The 17,101-nt window shown below is 73.2% G+C and carries 16 protein-coding genes and 1 tRNA gene; 7 read left to right on the forward strand and 10 right to left on the reverse strand.

Annotated features, from left to right (window positions below):
- Nucleotides 1-65: 65 nt before the first annotated feature.
- Nucleotides 66-1,586, reverse strand: coding sequence for an ABC transporter substrate-binding protein (locus tag M3677_RS02635; RefSeq protein ID WP_209682347.1), 1,521 nt, complete (start codon nucleotides 1,584-1,586; stop codon nucleotides 66-68).
- Nucleotides 1,587-1,646: 60 nt separating this feature from the next.
- Nucleotides 1,647-2,591, reverse strand: coding sequence for an alpha/beta fold hydrolase (locus tag M3677_RS02640; protein WP_066654666.1), 945 nt, complete (start codon nucleotides 2,589-2,591; stop codon nucleotides 1,647-1,649).
- Between the two features lie 60 nt (nucleotides 2,592-2,651).
- On the opposite strand from M3677_RS02640, the gene M3677_RS02645 reads away from it, so the two are divergent.
- Together M3677_RS02645 and M3677_RS02650 are read left to right on the forward strand one after the other, a co-directional pair.
- On the forward strand, nucleotides 2,652-3,581 hold the full coding sequence (locus tag M3677_RS02645) for a siderophore-interacting protein (RefSeq protein WP_066654664.1): 930 nt from the start codon (nucleotides 2,652-2,654) through the stop codon (nucleotides 3,579-3,581).
- 62 nt (nucleotides 3,582-3,643) lie between these two features.
- Nucleotides 3,644-4,417 (forward strand): ABC transporter ATP-binding protein, encoded by a 774-nt coding sequence (locus M3677_RS02650; protein ID WP_066658332.1) that lies wholly within the window; start codon nucleotides 3,644-3,646, stop codon nucleotides 4,415-4,417.
- Between the two features lie 204 nt (nucleotides 4,418-4,621).
- Here the strand turns inward: M3677_RS02650 and M3677_RS02655 are convergent, their stop codons facing one another.
- From M3677_RS02655 to M3677_RS02675, 5 genes are all read right to left on the reverse strand, one after another.
- Complete coding sequence (locus M3677_RS02655) at nucleotides 4,622-4,978, reverse strand: Fe-S oxidoreductase (RefSeq protein WP_066654662.1); 357 nt, start codon at nucleotides 4,976-4,978, stop codon at nucleotides 4,622-4,624.
- Nucleotides 4,979-4,980: 2 nt separating this feature from the next.
- The gene (locus M3677_RS02660) at nucleotides 4,981-6,384 is read right to left on the reverse strand and encodes an NAD(P)/FAD-dependent oxidoreductase (protein ID WP_251159734.1); all 1,404 of its coding nucleotides are present in this window, start codon (nucleotides 6,382-6,384) and stop codon (nucleotides 4,981-4,983) included.
- 68 nt (nucleotides 6,385-6,452) lie between these two features.
- On the reverse strand, nucleotides 6,453-7,283 hold the full coding sequence (locus tag M3677_RS02665) for an arginase family protein (protein ID WP_251159735.1): 831 nt from the start codon (nucleotides 7,281-7,283) through the stop codon (nucleotides 6,453-6,455).
- A 45-nt stretch (nucleotides 7,284-7,328) separates the two neighbouring features.
- Nucleotides 7,329-8,054 (reverse strand): PspA/IM30 family protein, encoded by a 726-nt coding sequence (locus tag M3677_RS02670; RefSeq protein ID WP_066654658.1) that lies wholly within the window; start codon nucleotides 8,052-8,054, stop codon nucleotides 7,329-7,331.
- A 79-nt stretch (nucleotides 8,055-8,133) separates the two neighbouring features.
- A complete protein-coding gene (locus tag M3677_RS02675) occupies nucleotides 8,134-10,077 on the reverse strand; it encodes a TPM domain-containing protein (RefSeq protein ID WP_251159736.1) in 1,944 nt (647 codons plus the stop codon).
- Between the two features lie 325 nt (nucleotides 10,078-10,402).
- Between M3677_RS02675 and M3677_RS02680 the strand changes: the two genes are divergently transcribed.
- Entirely contained in the window at nucleotides 10,403-10,606 is a 204-nt protein-coding gene (locus tag M3677_RS02680; protein ID WP_058729997.1) for a hypothetical protein, read from the forward strand.
- A gap of 95 nt (nucleotides 10,607-10,701) precedes the next feature.
- On the opposite strand, the gene map is transcribed toward M3677_RS02680, so the two are convergent.
- Nucleotides 10,702-11,472, reverse strand: coding sequence for a type I methionyl aminopeptidase (gene map, locus M3677_RS02685; protein WP_251159737.1), 771 nt, complete (start codon nucleotides 11,470-11,472; stop codon nucleotides 10,702-10,704).
- Between the two features lie 47 nt (nucleotides 11,473-11,519).
- Here map and M3677_RS02690 point away from each other — a divergent pair, with 47 nt between their 5' ends.
- Nucleotides 11,520-11,825, forward strand: coding sequence for a helix-turn-helix domain-containing protein (locus M3677_RS02690; RefSeq protein WP_209682366.1), 306 nt, complete (start codon nucleotides 11,520-11,522; stop codon nucleotides 11,823-11,825).
- Nucleotides 11,826-11,841: 16 nt separating this feature from the next.
- Here the strand turns inward: M3677_RS02690 and M3677_RS02695 are convergent.
- Together M3677_RS02695 and M3677_RS02700 are read right to left on the reverse strand one after the other, a co-directional pair.
- Nucleotides 11,842-11,913 (reverse strand) — tRNA-Arg (locus tag M3677_RS02695).
- A 134-nt stretch (nucleotides 11,914-12,047) separates the two neighbouring features.
- Entirely contained in the window at nucleotides 12,048-12,620 is a 573-nt protein-coding gene (locus M3677_RS02700) for a hypothetical protein (RefSeq protein ID WP_251159738.1), read from the reverse strand.
- Between the two features lie 72 nt (nucleotides 12,621-12,692).
- Between M3677_RS02700 and argS the strand changes: the two genes are divergently transcribed.
- The 3 genes from argS to lysA all read left to right on the forward strand — a co-directional run bounded on the left by argS (nucleotide 12,693) and on the right by lysA (nucleotide 17,069).
- Nucleotides 12,693-14,363: an arginine--tRNA ligase gene (argS, locus tag M3677_RS02705; RefSeq protein WP_251159739.1), complete on the forward strand. Its 1,671-nt coding sequence runs from the start codon at nucleotides 12,693-12,695 to the stop codon at nucleotides 14,361-14,363.
- A 462-nt stretch (nucleotides 14,364-14,825) separates the two neighbouring features.
- Nucleotides 14,826-15,581 carry an LmeA family phospholipid-binding protein gene (locus M3677_RS02710; protein ID WP_209682376.1) on the forward strand — a complete coding sequence of 252 codons (756 nt, stop codon included), beginning with the start codon at nucleotides 14,826-14,828 and terminating at the stop codon, nucleotides 15,579-15,581.
- 87 nt (nucleotides 15,582-15,668) lie between these two features.
- The gene (lysA, locus tag M3677_RS02715) at nucleotides 15,669-17,069 is read left to right on the forward strand and encodes a diaminopimelate decarboxylase (RefSeq protein ID WP_209682379.1); all 1,401 of its coding nucleotides are present in this window, start codon (nucleotides 15,669-15,671) and stop codon (nucleotides 17,067-17,069) included.
- The last annotated feature ends 32 nt before the right edge of the window (nucleotides 17,070-17,101 follow it).

Raw genomic sequence — 17,101 nt, forward strand, 5'->3', positions numbered from 1 at the left:
CGGGCGCCCGGCGACCGGCCGGACCGTGTCGCCGGACCTGCGCCCGGCGACCGGCAGGGCAGTGGTCACCGGACGGCCAGTCCGGCCAGGTCGAGTCGCGAGTTGCCGCCGTCGACCGGGAACCCGGTCACGCCCTTGCGCACGGCCGTGATCTCCGTCGCGGTGTACAGCCACTCGCCGGCGGCGTCCTCGCTGACGATGCGCGCAGCCTTGCGGAGCGCCTGTTCCTTCTCGGTCTGCGAGGTCGCGGCGATCGACTCCGCGTAGAGCCGCTGCACCTCGCGGTTGTCGTACCCGAAGTAGTAGTCCGGGTTCGCCCAGTTGCCGAAGTCGCGGGCCTCGACGTGGTCGACCACCGAGAGCTGGAAGTCCTTCTTCGTGAAGACCTGGTCGAGCCACGTCGCGAAGTCGACCCGCTCCACCTTCAGGGTGATGCCCACGTCGGCGAGCTGCGACTTCAGCACGTCACCGATCGTCGCCGGGTAGACGTTGGCGTAGGTGAGGGTCAGGTCCAGGTCGGTCTTCCCCGCCTCGGCCAGCAGCTTCTTCGCGTTGTCGGGGTCGTACGCGTCGATGTCGGTCAGGTCCTCGTACCCGGGGTCGAGCTCGGGGATCGGTCCGCCCTGCTCGACGCCCGTGCCGCCGATGGCCTTGATGAGCGCCTTCGGGTCGATCGCCTGCCGGATCGCCCGGCGCACCCGCTCGTCGGTGAAGGGCGCCTGGGCGTCGTTGAAGGCGAGCGTGTACTTGTCGGTCGTCTTCCCGCGGTGCAGCTCGATGTCCGGGTTGCCCTGCAGCTGGCCCTGCAGGGTGCCGTCGACGGGGTTCAGCACGTCGAGGTCGCCGTTGGCCATCGCGTTGACGGCGGTCGACGGGTCGGTGATGTACCGGAACACGATCTTCGCGACCTTCGGCTCGGTGCCCCAGTAGTCGTCGTTCCGGCTGAAGGTGAGCGAGTCGCCCTGCTTCCACGCCGACACCTCGTACGGTCCGGTGCCGTTGGCGCTGTCGGAGAGGTCGTTCGTCGCGGCCTGCTCGAGCACGAGCCCGGCGCGGCCGGTCAGGTTGAAGAGCAGATCGGAGTCCGGCGCCTCGAGCTGCAGCTCGACGACCCCGTCCGACGGGGAGCTGATCGACGAGACGCCCGCCAGCTTGGCGGAGTCCACGTAGGACGCGTTGTCCTTCGCCTGCTGCAGCGACCAGACGACGTCGGCGGCCGTGACGGGCTTGCCGTCCTGGAAGGTCGTGCCGTCGCGGAGGGTGAACGTGTACGTCTTCCCGTCCGACGAGACCTCGTGCTTCGACGCCAGCACGTCGCGGATCTCCCCGTCCGCCGTCCGGCCCACCAGGCCCTGGTACACGTTGTCGATGAGCACCTGGTCGAGCGCGGCACCGGACTGCGTGCGGATGTCGAGGCTCGTGGGCTCGAGCACGAGGCCGACGCGCACGGTGGCGTCGTCGCCACCGCTGCTGCTGTCGGAGCCCGAGCAGGCGGTGAGCGTCAGGGCCGAGGCGACGGCGACCGCGGTGGCGGCCAGGGCGACGCGTGCTGCACGGCCACCGCGGCGGGGGAGGAGCGGACTCATGGGTTGTGGGTTCCTTCCGGGCGCGTGGGGCGACGGTCGTCGCGGCGCGCTCGCACGAGGTTACCGGCGTTCGGGGCCGGATGACGGTTGTTGGACCTCGTGCAACAACCGGTGCCGTGCTCCCCATGCCCGGATCGCCGACGCCAGTTCGAGGGGGGCCTGGTTCTGCACCGCGTGCCGTGCCGTCACCGTCACGACCTCGGCGTCCGGGAGCCGCTCGGTGAAGCCGGCGTGCAGCTTCGGCGAGACGTACCCGCGGTCACCCCGGACGAGCAGCACCGGCACGGCGAGGGCCTCGAGGTCGGGCCACGCGTCGGCGAACCGCCCCACCGACGCCGTCCGGCCCGAGGGCAGGTGGGGGAAGTGGTGCCGGCGGACGAGCCGGCCGTCCTCGCCGAGCCGGGTGGTGTGCCGGGCCTCGCGGAGGAGCACCGCGCGGTCGTCCCCGACGCGGGCCTCGACGGCGCGGTCGACGACCTCGTCGAGCGATGCGAACGGCGTCTCGTCCTCCAGCGCCCGGGCGATGCGGTCGACGGCGCGCTGCGCGAAGTCCGGGGACATGTCCACGAGCACCAGGCCGGTGACACGCTCGGGTGAGGTCGCGGCCAGGCGGGCGGCGAGGATGGCACCGAGCGAGTGGCCGACGACCACGCCCGGCGGGACCCCGAGGGCGTCGAGCGCGGCCAGCACCTGCGGAGCCGTCGCGCTCGCGCCGTAGTCGGCGTCGTCCCGCCAGGACGACCGGCCGTGCCCGGGCAGGTCGAGGGCGACCGCCGGTTGCCCGACCGCGATCGCGGTCTGGTCGAAGCTGTGCGCGTCGATGCCGAGCCCGTGCAGGTAGGTGATCCGTGCCTCCCGGCCGTCCGCCGTGTCCCAGCGGATCGCCGCGGTCTCGCGTCCGTCGTCGGTCCGGACCACCTGCCGGGAGGCGCGGAGCGGCTCCGTCACGCCGCTCGCAGCCGCCAGCGCGGCCAGGTCCGAGAATTCGTCGTCGGGTTCGTGCACGGGTCCGATCCTCGCACCCCGTCGGGTACCCCGTTGCACCCTGGAAGCCTTAGGTAAGGCATGCCATACTCGTACCTCGTGGCAGCCCGGTACCGAGTCTTCTCCGTCCGCGTCGCGGCCGTGTCGGCGCTCACCCCGTCGTTCGTCCGGGTGACGCTCACCGGTGACGCGCTCGCGGACTTCTCCGCGGTCGGGCTCGACCAGCGGATCAAGGTCGTCCTGCCGATCCCCGGACACGGGTTCACCGACCTGCCCGACGGTGACGACTGGTACGGCGCGTGGCGCGCACTGCCCGACGCCGAGCGGAACCCGCTGCGCACCTACACCGTTCGGTCCTTCCGTCCGGACGCCCGCGAGCTCGACATCGACTTCGTGGCGCACGGGGACACCGGACCGGCCTCGCGGTGGGTGTCGGCGTGCCGTGTCGGGGACGAGCTCCGCATCGTCGGTCCGGCCGTGCCGTCCTCGCCCGCCGAGCTGCCGAGCGGCGCCGCCGAGTTCGCGCCGGGAAGCGCGACCCGGATCCTGCTCGCCGGGGACGAGACCGCCGCTCCCGCGATCTGCGCCATCCTCGAGGCACTCGACGTGGCGACCGTCGGACACGTCTTCATCGAGGTCCCGACCGACGCCGACCGGCTGCCGGTCACCGCACCCGCCGGTGTCGAGGTGCGGTGGATCGCCCGCAACGGTGCCTCGCACGGGGTCCGGATGACGGACCAGGTGCACGCCTGGGCCGCCGAGGTCACGACCGGGGCCGCCTCGGTGGCGGAGCCGGTGCGCGGCGCCGTGGACCTGGCCGACGTGGACGTCGACGAGCAGGTGCTCTGGGACGTGCCGGCCGCGCTCGACGAACGACCGGTGTACGCCTGGATCGCGGGCGAGGCCGGTTGCGTGAAGGAGCTCCGCCGACACCTCGTGCGCGGCGTCGGACTCGACCGTCGGCAGGTCGCGTTCATGGGGTACTGGCGGCACGGCAAGGCCGAGCACTGAACACGGCAGCGTCCGCCCCGGCGCCGTCCGGGCGAGCCGGTGGTCCCGTCCCGACGACGGCCCTGGGGGCGCGCGGGCTGACCCTGGCGTACGACGACCGGACCGTGGTGTCGTCGCTCGACGTCGACGTGCCCGACGGGGAACTCACCGTGATCGTCGGTCCGAACGCCTGCGGCAAGTCGACCCTGTTGAAGGCGTTCGCCCGCACCCTCCGGCCGAGCGCCGGCACGGTGTTCCTCGACGGCACCCCGATCGACTCGCTCCGCCCGAAGGCCGTCGCCCGTCGGGTCGGCATGCTGCCCCAGACGCCCGTCGCACCCGAGGGCATCACCGTCCGGGACCTCGTGTCCCGCGGCCGCTTCCCGCACCAGGACCTGCTGCACCCGTCGTCCGGCTCCGACCGCACCGCCGTGCAGGCCGCGCTGGAGCAGACCGACACCGTGTCGCTCGCCGACCGGAGCGTCGGTGAGCTCTCGGGTGGGCAGCGGCAGCGCGTGTGGATCGCGATGGTGCTGGCGCAGGAGACCGACATCGTCCTGCTCGACGAGCCGACGACGTTCCTCGACATCGCGCACCAGTACGACGTGCTCGAGCTCGCCTCGGCACTGCACGCGGCGGGCCGCACCGTCGTGGCGGTGCTCCACGACCTGAACCAGGCCGCCCGGTACGCGACGCACCTCGTGGCGATGCGCGACGGGGCGATCGTGGCACAGGGCACGCCGGCCGCGGTGCTGACCTCGGAACTGGTGGAGGACGTCTTCGGACTGCCCTGCGTGGTCGTGCCCGACCCGGAGACCGGGACACCCCTGGTGGTGCCGCGCCGGCGCGTCGCCTGACCGCCGACGGCTCGGCGCGGGTGCTGCCTGGCCCGAGCGGGCGGGACGCGCCGCTCGGCTTCGTCGAGCGGGCGCGATCCGTCGGTCCGGGGTGGCTAGTGTGACGGATCCGGCCCGCTCGGTGGCTCGGAACGGGCCGCCTGCCGGACGGGAGGCACGGGGCGGACCCGCCGTGCGCCTCCCGTCCGGTGGTGGGTCACCGGGTCAGCGGTAGCCGCCGTCCTCGAGACCGGCCTCCACCTCGAAGCGGTTACGTGCGGCGTCGCGCCCCGCGAGGGCGTAGAGCAGCGGCATGAGCATGCCGTAGCGACGCCACTGCGTCACGTGCACCCGCTCGTGCCGCAGCACGCGCGGGCCGTCGTTGTCCCGCGTCAGGTACACCGACCCGACGCACGTGCCGCCGCGCCGGAACGCCCAGCGCGGCAGCCCCGTGCACACGATCAACCCGTCCTCGACCCGGATCCGCCCGGTCGAGAAGGGCACCCCGACGGCCAGTCCGACCGCGGTGGCGAACACCCAACCGGCGCGCGAGACGGGGGAGTCGAGGAGCGGGTTGCGCACCCCTACTCCGGTCGGCCGTAGGTCTCGAGCAGGCGGAGCCAGACCTCGTTCATCGTCGGGTACGCCGGGACCGCGTGCCAGAGCCGGTCGACGGGGACCTCGCCGACGACCGCGACCGTCGCCGCGTGGAGCATCTCGGCGACGTCCTGTCCGACGAAGGTCACGCCGACGACGACGCCGCGGGACTCGTCGACGACCATCTTCGCCCGGCCGGTGTAGCCGTCGGCCTGCAGCGCCGAGCCGGCGATCGCACCGAGGTCGTACTCGACCGCGCGGACGTCGATGCCCTGCTCGCGTGCCGCGGCCTCGGTCAGGCCGATGCTCGCCACCTCGGGGTCGGTGAACGTGACCTGCGGGACGGCTGCGTGGTCGGCGGTCGCGACGTGGGCGCCCCAGGGCTCGGCGTGCACCGGGCGGCCCTGCGCCCGTGCGGCGATGGCCTCGCCGGCGGCGCGTGCCTGGTACTTGCCCTGGTGGGTGAGGAGTGCGCGGTGGTTGACGTCGCCGACGGCGTAGAGCCAGTCGGTGCCCTGCACGAGCATCGTGTCGTCGACCTGCAGCCAGTCGCCCGGGGTGAGCCCCACGGAGTCGAGGCCGAGGTCGGCGGTGTGCGCCTTCCGACCCGTCGCCGCGAGGACCTCGCTCGTCACGACCGTGGTGCCGTCGTCGAGCGTCGTGGTGACCAGGCCGTGCTCGTCGCGGTCGACCCGTGTCGGGCTGACACCGGTGCGGACGTCGATGCCGAGCTCCCGCATCGCGTCGGCGACGAGCTCACCGGCGAACGGCTCCATGCCGCCGAGCAGCCCGTGCCGGGCGACCAGGGTGACCTTCGACCCGAGGGAGGCCCACGCGGTCGCGAGCTCGGAGCCGGCGACGCCGCCGCCGATGACGAGCAGGCTCTCCGGGACCTGTTGGGCGCTGGTGCCCTCGCGGGTACCCCACGGCTGCGCGTCCGCGAGACCGGAGACGTCCGGCAGCTGGTGCAGCGAACCGGTCACGACGGCGACGGCCGCGCGTGCGGTGTGCGTCTCGCCGCCGACCTCGATGGTCTTCTCGCCGGTGATGCGGGCGTGGCCGCGGATCAGGGCGATGTCGGCGGACTCGAGCCAGGCCACCTGGCTGTCGTCCTGGTAGTCGGAGGTGAAGGAGTTGCGGCGCGCGAGCACCTTCGCGGCGTCCACGTGCCCGGTGACCGCCTGCGCGGCACCGTCGACGCGCTTCGCAGCCGCGACCGCGTGGCCGCTGCGGAGGAGCGCCTTCGACGGCATGCACGCCCAGTAGGAGCACTCACCGCCGACCAGTTCGGCCTCGACCACGGCGACCGACAGGCCGCGCTTGTGGGCGTAGTCCGCCACGTTCTCGCCGACTGCGCCGGCGCCGATCACGATGAGGTCGTAGTCCGTCATGCTCCCGAACCTACGCGGAGCGGCGGGGCGTCGGCCGTGCACGGCGCGGCGCGGATCCGGAGGACCGGTCAGCCGCGGTCGGTGGTGCGGGACGCGGTCGTCAGGGCACCGACCGCACGCAGGATCACGCCCAGGTCGTCGACCGCTCGGTCGGGATCCACCGGTGCGAAGCCGGTCAGCGCGGCCCCGACGAGTCGCCGTCCCCGCGTCGCGGCCTGGATGCGCTCGACCAGACCGGAGGCGTCGAGCCCGAAGGGCACCGGCTCGAGCAGTCCGTCCACCTCGGCCGGGTCGAGCACGTCGAGGTCGACGTGGACGAAGACGCGCTCGGCACCGGTGGACCCGACCGCGGCCGCGATCGCGTCCGGCGTCGCCGCGTCCACGTCGAGGTGGGTGATCCCGACCCGGTCGAGGGCGGCGATCTCGGCGTCCTCGACTCCGCGGATCCCGGCGAGCACGACCCTGGCCGGGTCCAGGACCGGCAGGTCGGGGAAGAGGTCCTCCGGGCGGTCGACGAGCAGGCGCAGGACGGCGGTCTCGGCTGCGACGGGTTGTGCGCGGTTCAGCGACCGGTAGCCGCTCGATCCGGCGATGCGCACGAACGCGGTGTCCGGACGCACGAGCACGGAGGCGCCGAGCACGCTCGACCCGTCACCACCGACCACCAGGACGGGTTCGCTCGCGACGCCGGTCTCCTCGGCGACGCGGTCGGCCACGGCACGGACCGACGTGTAGCGGGCGACGGCGGTCTCGAGCCGGTCGCCCGCGCCGGCCGGCACGTCGACGACGGTCGTGGCGGCGCGGGGGAGATCGGCTGCGATGGCCTGTGCTCCGTCGCCGAGGCGCATCGCGCGCGACGACGCCGAACCCTGCCACTGACCGACGACGAGGAACTGCATCGTTTCAGTCTGGCAGCAGGGTCCGGCGCCGTCCGCAGTTCCGCGTCAGATACCCGCGGACCCGCCGTTCTTCAGCGCGGCGAGACGTGCCTCGACCTCGGCGTCGCGACCCACGTCCTCCAGGCTCTCGAACTGCGCGTCCAGGCTCGACGACTGCAGTTCCTGCTGCCCGAGGACCTTCGCCTCCTCGCGGCGGACCTTCTCCTCGAAGCGGTTGAGGTCGCTCGTCGGATCGGTGATGTCGATGTTGCCGATGGCGTCGTTGACCTTGGACTGCGCCTCGGCGGTCTTCTGACGGGCGACGAGCGAGTCGCGCTTGGCCTTGAGCTGTTCGAGCTTCTGCTCCATGCCGGCCAGCCCGGACTTGAGCTTCTCGACCTGCTCGTTCTGCGTGGCGAGCGGGCCCTCGTTGTCCTTGACCTCCTGCTCGGCCGCGATCTGCTTGCCGATCGCGATCTTCGCGAGGTTGTCGAACTTGTCGGCGTCCGCGGTCTTGCCCTCGGCGCGGTACTTGTCGGCGGCGGCCGAGGCGTTGGCGGCCTTCTGACCCCACTCGGTCGCCGCGCGCTTGTCCTCCTCGTGGTCCTGCTCGAGCAGGCGGAGGTTGCCGATCGTCTGCGCGATCGCCGTCTTCGCGTCGGCGATGTTGTTCGTGTAGTCGCGGACGAGCTGGTCCAGCATCTTCTGCGGGTCCTCGGCGTCGTCGATGAGCTGGTTCACGTTCGCCCGGATGAGCGAGGAGATCCGGCCGAGAATCGTCTGCTTTGCCATTGTGTTCCCTTTCGTGGAAGGTCTCTCGTGGTGCTGCTGGTCCTGGTGGTCGTGTGTCCCGAGGGGGTGGTGTCGGCTGTCAGAAGCGGCCGCCGCCGGAGAAGCCCCCGCCGCCGCCTCCGCCGCCCCCGCCGCCGCCTCCGCCGAAGCCCCCGCCGCCGCTGAAGCCCCCGCCGCCGCCGAAGCCCCCACCGCCGAAGGAGCCGCCCCCGTAGCTGCCGCCGCGTCCGCCGAGGAGGCCGCCGAGCACGATCCCGGTCACGAGGCCCCCGAGCTGTGCGCCGTTGCCGCCGCCGCCCTGCCCGGGCCATCCGCCCATGTCGTCGTTCGCCGCGTCCATCGCCGCGGCGGCGTACTGCTCGGCGGCGCGTGCAGCCCCGAGGGCGCGGGCGGGGTCGCTCGTGGCGAGGTCGATCGCGTCGTCGAGCGCGCGCTCGGCCTCGGACAGGCGCGTCCGGGCCGTCGTGCCGACGGCTCCCCGGCGGAGTGAGATGAAGTCGCGCGCCTGGCTGATCCGCGCCCGGGCGTCGCGCAGGGCGTCGTCGAGGGCGCGGCGTGCGCGCTGCTGCTGTTCCTGTGCACCGCGCGCGGCGGCCAGTGCGGCGTCGATCTCGGTGTTCGCCTTCGTCAGCGCGTCGACGGCGGCGATCGGGTCGCGCGGGTCGGAGCCCTGGCGGAGGACGGTGTCGGCACGGGTCACCGCGGCCGCGAGGGCCGGGTCGCCGGACCGCATCGAACGGGCTGCGGCGACGTCTCCCTCGATGTCCGCGCGCATCGCCTGGACCCGGGCGGTCGCCTCGGCGAAGGTGCGCTCGGCGCCGGTCGCACTCGCGGTCAGCTGCTGCACCTGTGCGAGCGCGTGCTGGGCGTCGCGCACGGCGATGACCGCCTCGCCCTTGTCCCCGGACGCTATGGCCGCGGTCGCCGCCTGCGACCGCTCCGTCGCGTAGCCGAGGACCTGCTCGGCCTGGTCGACGTTGTCGGAGACCGTCGCCAGGGTCCGGCCGCCGTACGAGCCGCGCACCCGGTCGAGCGCGCGGCGGGCGGCGTCGAGCTCGACCGGGGCTGCCGCGACCGCGGAGGCGAGGGCGGTCGCGGCGTCCTCGACCCCGTCCTCGAGGGACCGCAGGTGGTCGAAGGCCTCGGTCTGCTCGTCGATGGACGCGTGGGCCTGCTCGCAGATGGCGACGATCTGGTTCGCCCACTGCGCGCGCTGCTGCGGGGAGTCCGGTACCTCGTCGTCGAGCTGCTGCTGGTAGGAGAACGCCTGCCGCACGTTCCGCTTCGCGGTCGCGACGGCCTCGGCGAAGGGCTTCGCCGCGTCCTCGCCGAACTGTGCCGTGGCGAAGCCGACCTCCTGCTCGGCCGTCCGGAGCTCGTCGTCGATGGTGACCAGCGCCGCGCCCGCCTTGCGCTCGAGCCCGGCGAGGGACGCCTCCTGCGCTCGTGCGGCCTCGGCGGTGCGTCGCTTGTTGCGGGTGCGGATCACCAGGACGGCGACGACCGCACCGACGACGACCACGAGCAGCAGGACCCACAGCCAGGTGAGGTCCGGCGGGGCCTGCGAGGAGACGAGTCCGTCCGCGAGGGCGACGGCGGCGCCCGCCCAGTCGCCGTCCCGCAGCTGCGGGACGGCGTCCTGCTGGTAGGCGGACTCGACGTCGCTGCTCGACAGTGCGGTCGCGTTCGTCTGCTGGATGTCGGCGATCCGGTCGTTGACCGCCACGGAGAGCACGATCGCGTCGGAGTCGATCTGGTTGCGCTCCATCAGGGCGTCACCCCAGGCGGCGTGGTCGGTCGGGTTCGTGAAGGTCGGCACGTAGACCACGTAGAGCTGCGTCTGCGTCCGGTCGTAGAGGTCCTGGACCGCCCGTTCGACCTGGGTCCGCTGACCGCTGCTGAGGGCACCGGCCTCGTCGACCACGTAGGCACCGCCGAGGTCGACCGGGTCCGTCGCGTGGGCTGCTGCGGCGGGCGTGATCACGAGTCCGGCGGCGAGGAGCACGGCGCCGATCCGACCCACGGCGCGTGTGATCGCCGAGCGGGCGCCGCGGACGGCCGCGTGGGGGCCTTCGCGATGCCGACCGAGCGCCCGAGGGGCCGATCCATCGTCGGTGCGCGATCCGTGGTGAGCCGCTCGCATCCGTCCTCCATCCGTCGTCCGGGAGCCCACGTTGCGCCCCCGACGGCCCCCGCACGGGCGCCGTCGCCCCGATGCTATCCAGGGCACGCACACAGCGGGTGGATCCTCTGACGACCCCCGGCGACGTCCGTCATCTGGAGGACTTGTACCCCGGACCGGGGTATGGTGGAGGCCATCGTTCGACGACGAGCGGAAGGGGAAAGCGATGGAGCGTACGACGAGCACCGAGGTCGTCCCACTGGAGGACGGCTACCACCGCGTCTCGACACCGGCGAGCGGTGTCATCGGCTTCGTCCGTGAGCAGGACGGCCGCTACGAGGTCCTCCGGGGCCGGGTCCGACAGGCCACGCGCTCCGAGGGCGCCTACAGCACCATGAACGTCGCGCTCATCGCGCTCACGCACGCCTGAGCCCGCGCCGGGTCCGCGGCGACCGCTCCAGCCTCGCGCTGACGTGGAGGCGCCGAGACGCTGACGCGGAGGCGTAGTGGCCGGCCTCGACCGCGTCAGCTTCCGGGACGGGTGAGCACCTCGACGCCGTCCTCGGTGATCGCGACGGTGTGCTCGGTGTGCGCGGTCCTCGCCCCCGTCGCGCTCCGCAGCGTCCACCCGTCGGGATCGGTGACGAGCTCGTCCGTGTCCGCCATCACCCAGGGCTCGAGCGCGAGGAGCAGCCCCGGTCGCAGGGTGTAGCCGCGCCCCGGCCGACCCGTGTTCGCCACGTGCGGGTCCTGGTGCATCGTCGAGCCGATGCCGTGCCCGCCGAACTCGGTGTTCACGGGGTAGCCCGCGGCGGTGAGGACCTCGCCGATGGCGTGCGACACGTCCCCGGTCCGGACGCCGGGGCCCGCGGCGGCGATGCCGGCGGCCAGCGCCCGTTCGGTGGCGTCGATCAGGGCGGTGTCCGCCGGGTCGGCGCGCCCGACGACGAAGCTGATCGCCGCGTCGGCGGCGATCCCGTCCAGGGTCACCGCGAGGTCCAGGGTGAGCAGGTCGCCGTCGGCGAGCTCGCGGTCGTGCGGCAGGCCGTGCAGCACCGCGTCGTTCACCGCGGTGCAGACGTGGTGACCGAAGGGGCCACGACCGAACGAAGGGGCGTAGTCGACGTAGCAGGAGACCGCGCCGGCGTCCTCGATCATCGTCCGGGTCCACCCGTCCACCTCGAGCAGGTTCGTGCCGACCGTCGTCCGCTCCCGGAGGGTCTGCAGGATCGTGCCGACGAGGGCGCCGGTGCGGCGGGCCCGGTCGACCTCGGCTGGAGGGAGGATCTCGATCATGCCGATGATCGTACCGGTATTGTCTGGCCGGTACTAGTATCGGCGCCATGGTCCGACTCCCGCTGAGCCCCGCCGAGCTGGAACGCGGTCGCCGGCTCGGCGCACTGCTCCGTCGTGCTCGGGGCGAGCGCTCGATCCTCGACGTCGCCCTCGATGCGGGCGTGTCGCCCGAGACCCTGCGGAAGATCGAGACCGGTCGCATCGCGACGCCGTCCTTCGCCACGATCGCCGCGGTCGCGAGCGTCGTTCGACTGTCGCTCGACGCGCTCTGGGACGAGGTGCACCCCGAGGCGGAACGGGTGGCCCCGGACCGGGCGACGCACCCCGTGCACGAGGAGAGCCCCCGGCGATGACGCCGGGGGCTCGATGTGCCCCCAGGAGGATTCGAACCTCCGCCCCTGCCTCCGGAGGGCAGTGCTCTATCCCCTGAGCTATGGGGGCTCGTGGGTGAGATCAACCGTAGCAGGTAACGCGAGCCGGTCCCGACAGCGCGTGTCGCGTCCGTGTCGCGACCGCCGTCGGACGGGAGGCGCGGCACGGGCCCGCACCGTGCCTCCCGTCCGGCTGCGGTGCCGTCAGCCCGCCGGGCTGGCCGACGCGGACGGCAGCAGCACGGAGCGCACCGCGTCCACGACGGGCTGCGCCCCTCCGGGCTCGGTGTACAGCGTCGACTCGGTGGTGACCCAGTACGGATCCGGGAAGGCGTCCGCGCGGCCGACGCCGTCGTCCAGCGCGTAGTAGCCCTCGACGCGGTAGGTCGGGACGGACCCACCGCGCTCGTAGAGGGCGTCCTTGAGCGTCGTGAGCGACTTCTCAGGCAGGTGCGCCACGGCGAGCGTGATCGTCGTCGACGGGTCGTCGGTGGCGACGAGGTGGCAGACCCGGCCGCGCTGGCGGGCGATCGTCGCGGCCGGCGTGCCCCTCGCGGGCGTCCAGGTCGGGTCCTGCTCGAAGGTCTTGCCGTAGACGGCGAGGACGCTCGTGGGCAGCAGCTCGGCGCACGTCTGCCGCACGGCGGTGCCGATCGGGGTGGCGCTCGCGCTCGGGGCCGCGTCGTCGGACCCGCCCGTGCAGCCGGACAGGGCGACGGCGGCGGACACGGAGAGCAGGGCGACGGTGATCGCCCGGACACGGCTGCGGGAGGTCATCCAGCCATGATGCTGCACGCCGTCCGGCACCGGCCCGCGAGGCACCTGGGCGTCCCGGTAGACTCGACCCTCGTGACTCCTGCCGAACTCTCCGCCGCGTACCTGTCGATCCTGACCGGGATCGTCGAGCGACGAGGCGCGTCCGACACCGTGACGATCGGGGAGTCCCACGTGGCCCTCGAGCGGCCGAAGAACCGTGCGCACGGCGACTGGGCCTCGAACGCGGCGATGCAGCTCGCGAAGCGCCTCGGTACGAACCCGCGCGAGCTCGCGACCGAGATCGCCGGCGAGCTGACCGAGCTCGACGGTGTCGCGTCCGTCGACGTCGCCGGCCCCGGCTTCATCAACATCACGCTCGAGGCCGCCGCCGCCGGTGAGATCGCCCGCACGATCGTCGACCAGGCCGACGCGTTCGGACACGGCGACCTGTACGAGGGCGTGTCCATCGACCTCGAGTTCGTGTCCGCGAACCCGACCGGTCCGATCCACATGGGCGGTGTGCGCTGGGCCGCCGTCGGTGACTCGCTCGCCCGCGTGTTCGAGGCGCAGGGCGGCCTCGTCACCCGTGAGTACTACTTCAACGACCACGGCGCACAGATCGACCGCTTCGCCCGGTCGCTCGTCGCCTCGGCGCTGGGGGAGCCCACGCCGGAGGACGGCTACGGCGGTGCCTACATCGGCGAGATCGCCGCGCGGGTCATCGCGACGCTGCCCGCCGGCACCGACGTGCGTGACCTGCCGCGCGACGAGGCGCAGGAGCTCTTCCGTCGCGAGGGCGTCGAGTTCATGTTCGCCGACATCAAGTCGTCGCTGCACGACTTCGGCGTGGACTTCGACGTCTACTTCCACGAGAACTCGCTGCACGAGTCGAAGGCCGTCGAGCGGGCCATCGAGCGGCTGCAGTCCCTCGGCAAGATGTACGAGGCCGAGGGTGCGCTCTGGCTCCGCACGACCGACTTCGGCGACGACCGCGACCGCGTCGTGATCAAGTCCGACGGGCAGCCGGCGTACATCGCGGGCGACCTGGCGTACTACCTCGACAAGCGCGAGCGCGGGTTCGAGCGCAACCTCATCATGCTCGGCGCGGACCACCACGGCTACGTCGGTCGCATGATGGCGATGTGCGCGGCGTTCGGTGACGAGCCCGGCAAGAACCTCGAGATCCTCATCGGCCAGATGGTGAACCTGCTCAAGGACGGCCAGCCCTTCCGCATGTCGAAGCGCAACGGCACGATCGTGTCGATGGAGGACCTCGTCGACGCCGTGGGTGTCGACGCCGGTCGCTACGCCCTCGTGCGGTTCGCGAGCGACACCTCGATCGACATCGACCTCGACCTGCTCACCAAGCGCACCAACGACAACCCGGTCTTCTACGTGCAGTACGCCCACGCCCGCACGCAGTCGGTCGCCCGCAACGCTGCGGCCTCGGGCGTGGACCGCTCCGCGTTCGACGCGTCCCTGCTCACGCACGAGACGGAGAGCGCCCTCCTCGGAGCCCTCGCCGAGTACCCGCGCGTGGTGCGCCAGGCCGCGGAGCTCCGCGAGCCGCACCGCATCGCGCGGTACATCGAGCAGCTCGCCGGGCTGTACCACCGCTGGTACGACTCCTGCCGGGTGACGCCGCTCGGCGACGAGGCCGTGTCGGACCTGCACCGCACGCGCCTGTGGCTGAACGACGCGACCGGGCAGGTCGTCCGCAACGGTCTCGGCTTGCTCGGGGTGAGCGCGCCCGAGCGCATGTAGCGCGGCGCGCGGCGTCGCGTCGCGTCGCGTCGCGTCGCGTCGAACCACGTTCTCGACAACGAACCAGGCGATCCGCCTGGTTCGATGTCGTTTCAATGGTTCGTCGCCGGCGCGCCCAGCACGCATCCGCACAACCGGAAGCACGTCGCGCCAGGTGATCTCGTGGCGCGACGTGCTTCCGCTTGTGCGCGAGCACGTCGCGCCGCGTCGGGCCGTGCGCCGCGTCGCGCCGCGCCCCGCCTCGCGCCCCGCCGCGCCCCGCCCCGCCGCGCCGCGCCTCGCCCCGCCGCGCCGCGCCCCGCCGCGCCCCGCCTCGCCGCGCCCCGCCGCGCCCCGCCGCGCCCCGCCGCGCCTCGCCCCGCCGGCCGCCGCGCCCCGCCGCCCCGCCCGCCGCAGCGCGCACACCGGGCGCACACCGCGCCTCCAGGCCGGCTGCGGGGAGCACCTGGCAGGGTGGGACGCATGTCCGTCGCCACCGAGCCCTCCCGGAAGCGCCGTCGCTGGCCCGTCGTCCTCGTCGTCCTGGTGCTCGTGCTCGCCGCGCTCGTCGTCGTCGCGGAGTTCGTGCTCCGGGGCGTCGTCGACCGGATCATCGCCGACCAGGTCGAGCAGTCCCTCCCGGAGGGCGCCACCGGCGAGGTCACCGCACACGCCGAGGGCATCGTCGTCCCGCAGCTGCTCGCCGGCACGCTCGACCGGGTCGACATCACCTCGGACCGGCTGACCGTCGACGGGGTCCCGCTGGCCGCCGACGTCACCGCTCGCGACGTCCCGGTGGACGGCAAGGGCGACGTGCACGACGTCGACGGCCACGTCACCCTCGCCGCGACGAGCGTGCAGGACCTGGCCAAGTACAGCCCGCTGTTCGAGCGGCTCCGGCTCGTCGACGGCGGCGTCGAGCTGTCCGGTTCGACCGCGGTGCTCGGGTACGACATCGGCTACGCGGCCACCGGCGACGTGGTGGCGCAGCAGGACGGCCGTGGCGTCACGATCACCCCGCAGAGCGTCCGCATCACGAACTCGGACCTCGGCCTGAAGGTCGACCGCATCCCCGGCGTCACGGGCGTCCCGGTGCAGGTCTGCACGGCGCAGTTCCTGCCCGAGCAGCTCCGGGTCCGGTCCGTCGACGTGACCTCCGCCGAGGCCACCGTCCGGGTCACCGCCGACTCGCTGCCGCTGACCGAGCAGGGCCTGCGCACGGTCGGCGCCTGCGGCTGACGCCGTCGATCCCGGCGCGTCACCACCGCGGTCGACGGGCGTAACACCGGCCTGGAGGCCCGTGGTGGCTCGGTAGGATCGGGTCCCGTGAGCGCCAACCCCCTTGCCCCGCCGCGGCTGCGGTTCCCCGCCGACGCCTCCGCGCTGACCGCGCGGATCTGGCCGGCCTCGGCCACGCGGACGGACGACGGTGAGCTCGCCGTCGGCGGCATCGCGGCGTCGGACCTGGTCGCCCGGTTCGGTTCCCCGCTCTACGTCGTCGACGAGCGGGACGTCCAGGCACGCGCGGCGCGGGTCCGCACGGCCTTCACCGAGGCGTTCGCCCGCATCGGCACGCGGGCCCACGTGTACTACGCCGCCAAGGCGTTCTTCACGACCCAGGTCGCCGCGTGGATGACCGAGGCCGGACTGCGGTTGGACGTGTGCACCGCCGGTGAGCTCGCCGTCGCGCTGGCCGGGGGAGCGGACCCCGCGCTGCTCGGCTTCCACGGCAACGACAAGTCGGACGCCGAGATCGCCCGCGCGGTCGAGGTCGGCCTCGGTACGATCGTCCTCGACAGCCACGAGGAGATCGGCCGCGTCGCGCGTGCCGCCGCCGACGCCGGCACGGTCCAGCGCGTGCGCATCCGGATCAACAGCGGCGTGCACGCCTCGACGCACGAGTACCTCGCCACGGCGCGTGAGGACCAGAAGTTCGGCATCCCCCTGAGCGAGGCCGTCGCCGCCGCGGCGGCGGTCCGGGCAGAGCCGTCGCTCGCCTTCGTCGGGCTCCACTCGCACATCGGGTCCCAGATCTTCGACGAGTCCGGGTTCCGTGAGGCAGCTCGGCGACTGATGGACGTGCACGCCGAACTCGTGGCGACGGGTCCGGTCCCGGAGCTGAACCTCGGCGGCGGGTGGGGCATCGACTACACCGAGGCCGACGAGGCGTTCGCGCCCGAGGACGTCGCCGAGGCCCTCGCCACGATCGTCGCCGACGCCTGCACCGAGCGGGGCATCCCCGTCCCGGAGATCGCCGTCGAGCCCGGTCGCTACATCGTCGGCCCGGCCGGCACCACGCTGTACCGCGTCGGCACCGTCAAGCCCGTCTCGCTGGAGACCGAGGACGGCTCCTCGGCGACCCGCACCTACGTGTCGGTCGACGGCGGCATGAGCGACAACGCCCGTCCGGCGCTGTACGGCGCCGACTACACGGCCCGGCTCGCCCGCAGCTCGGACGCCCCGGCGGTGCTGACCCGGGTCGTCGGCAAGCACTGCGAGTCGGGCGACATCGTCGTGAACGACGAGTACCTGCCGGGCGACGTGCACCGCGGTGACCTGCTCGCCGTCGCGGCGACCGGTGCCTACTGCTGGTCCCTCGCCAGCAACTACAACCACGTGGGCCGTCCGCCGGTCGTCGCGGTCGCGGACGGCGCAGCCCGTATCCTCGTCCGTGGCGAGTCGATCGACGACCTGCTCGCCCGCGACACGGGGGTCGTCGCCGGCTGACGCCGCTGACCCCGACCCGACCGGGCTGCCGC

This window comes from Curtobacterium sp. P97 (assembly GCF_023712445.1).
In the GTDB taxonomy this organism is placed as follows: domain Bacteria; phylum Actinomycetota; class Actinomycetes; order Actinomycetales; family Microbacteriaceae; genus Curtobacterium.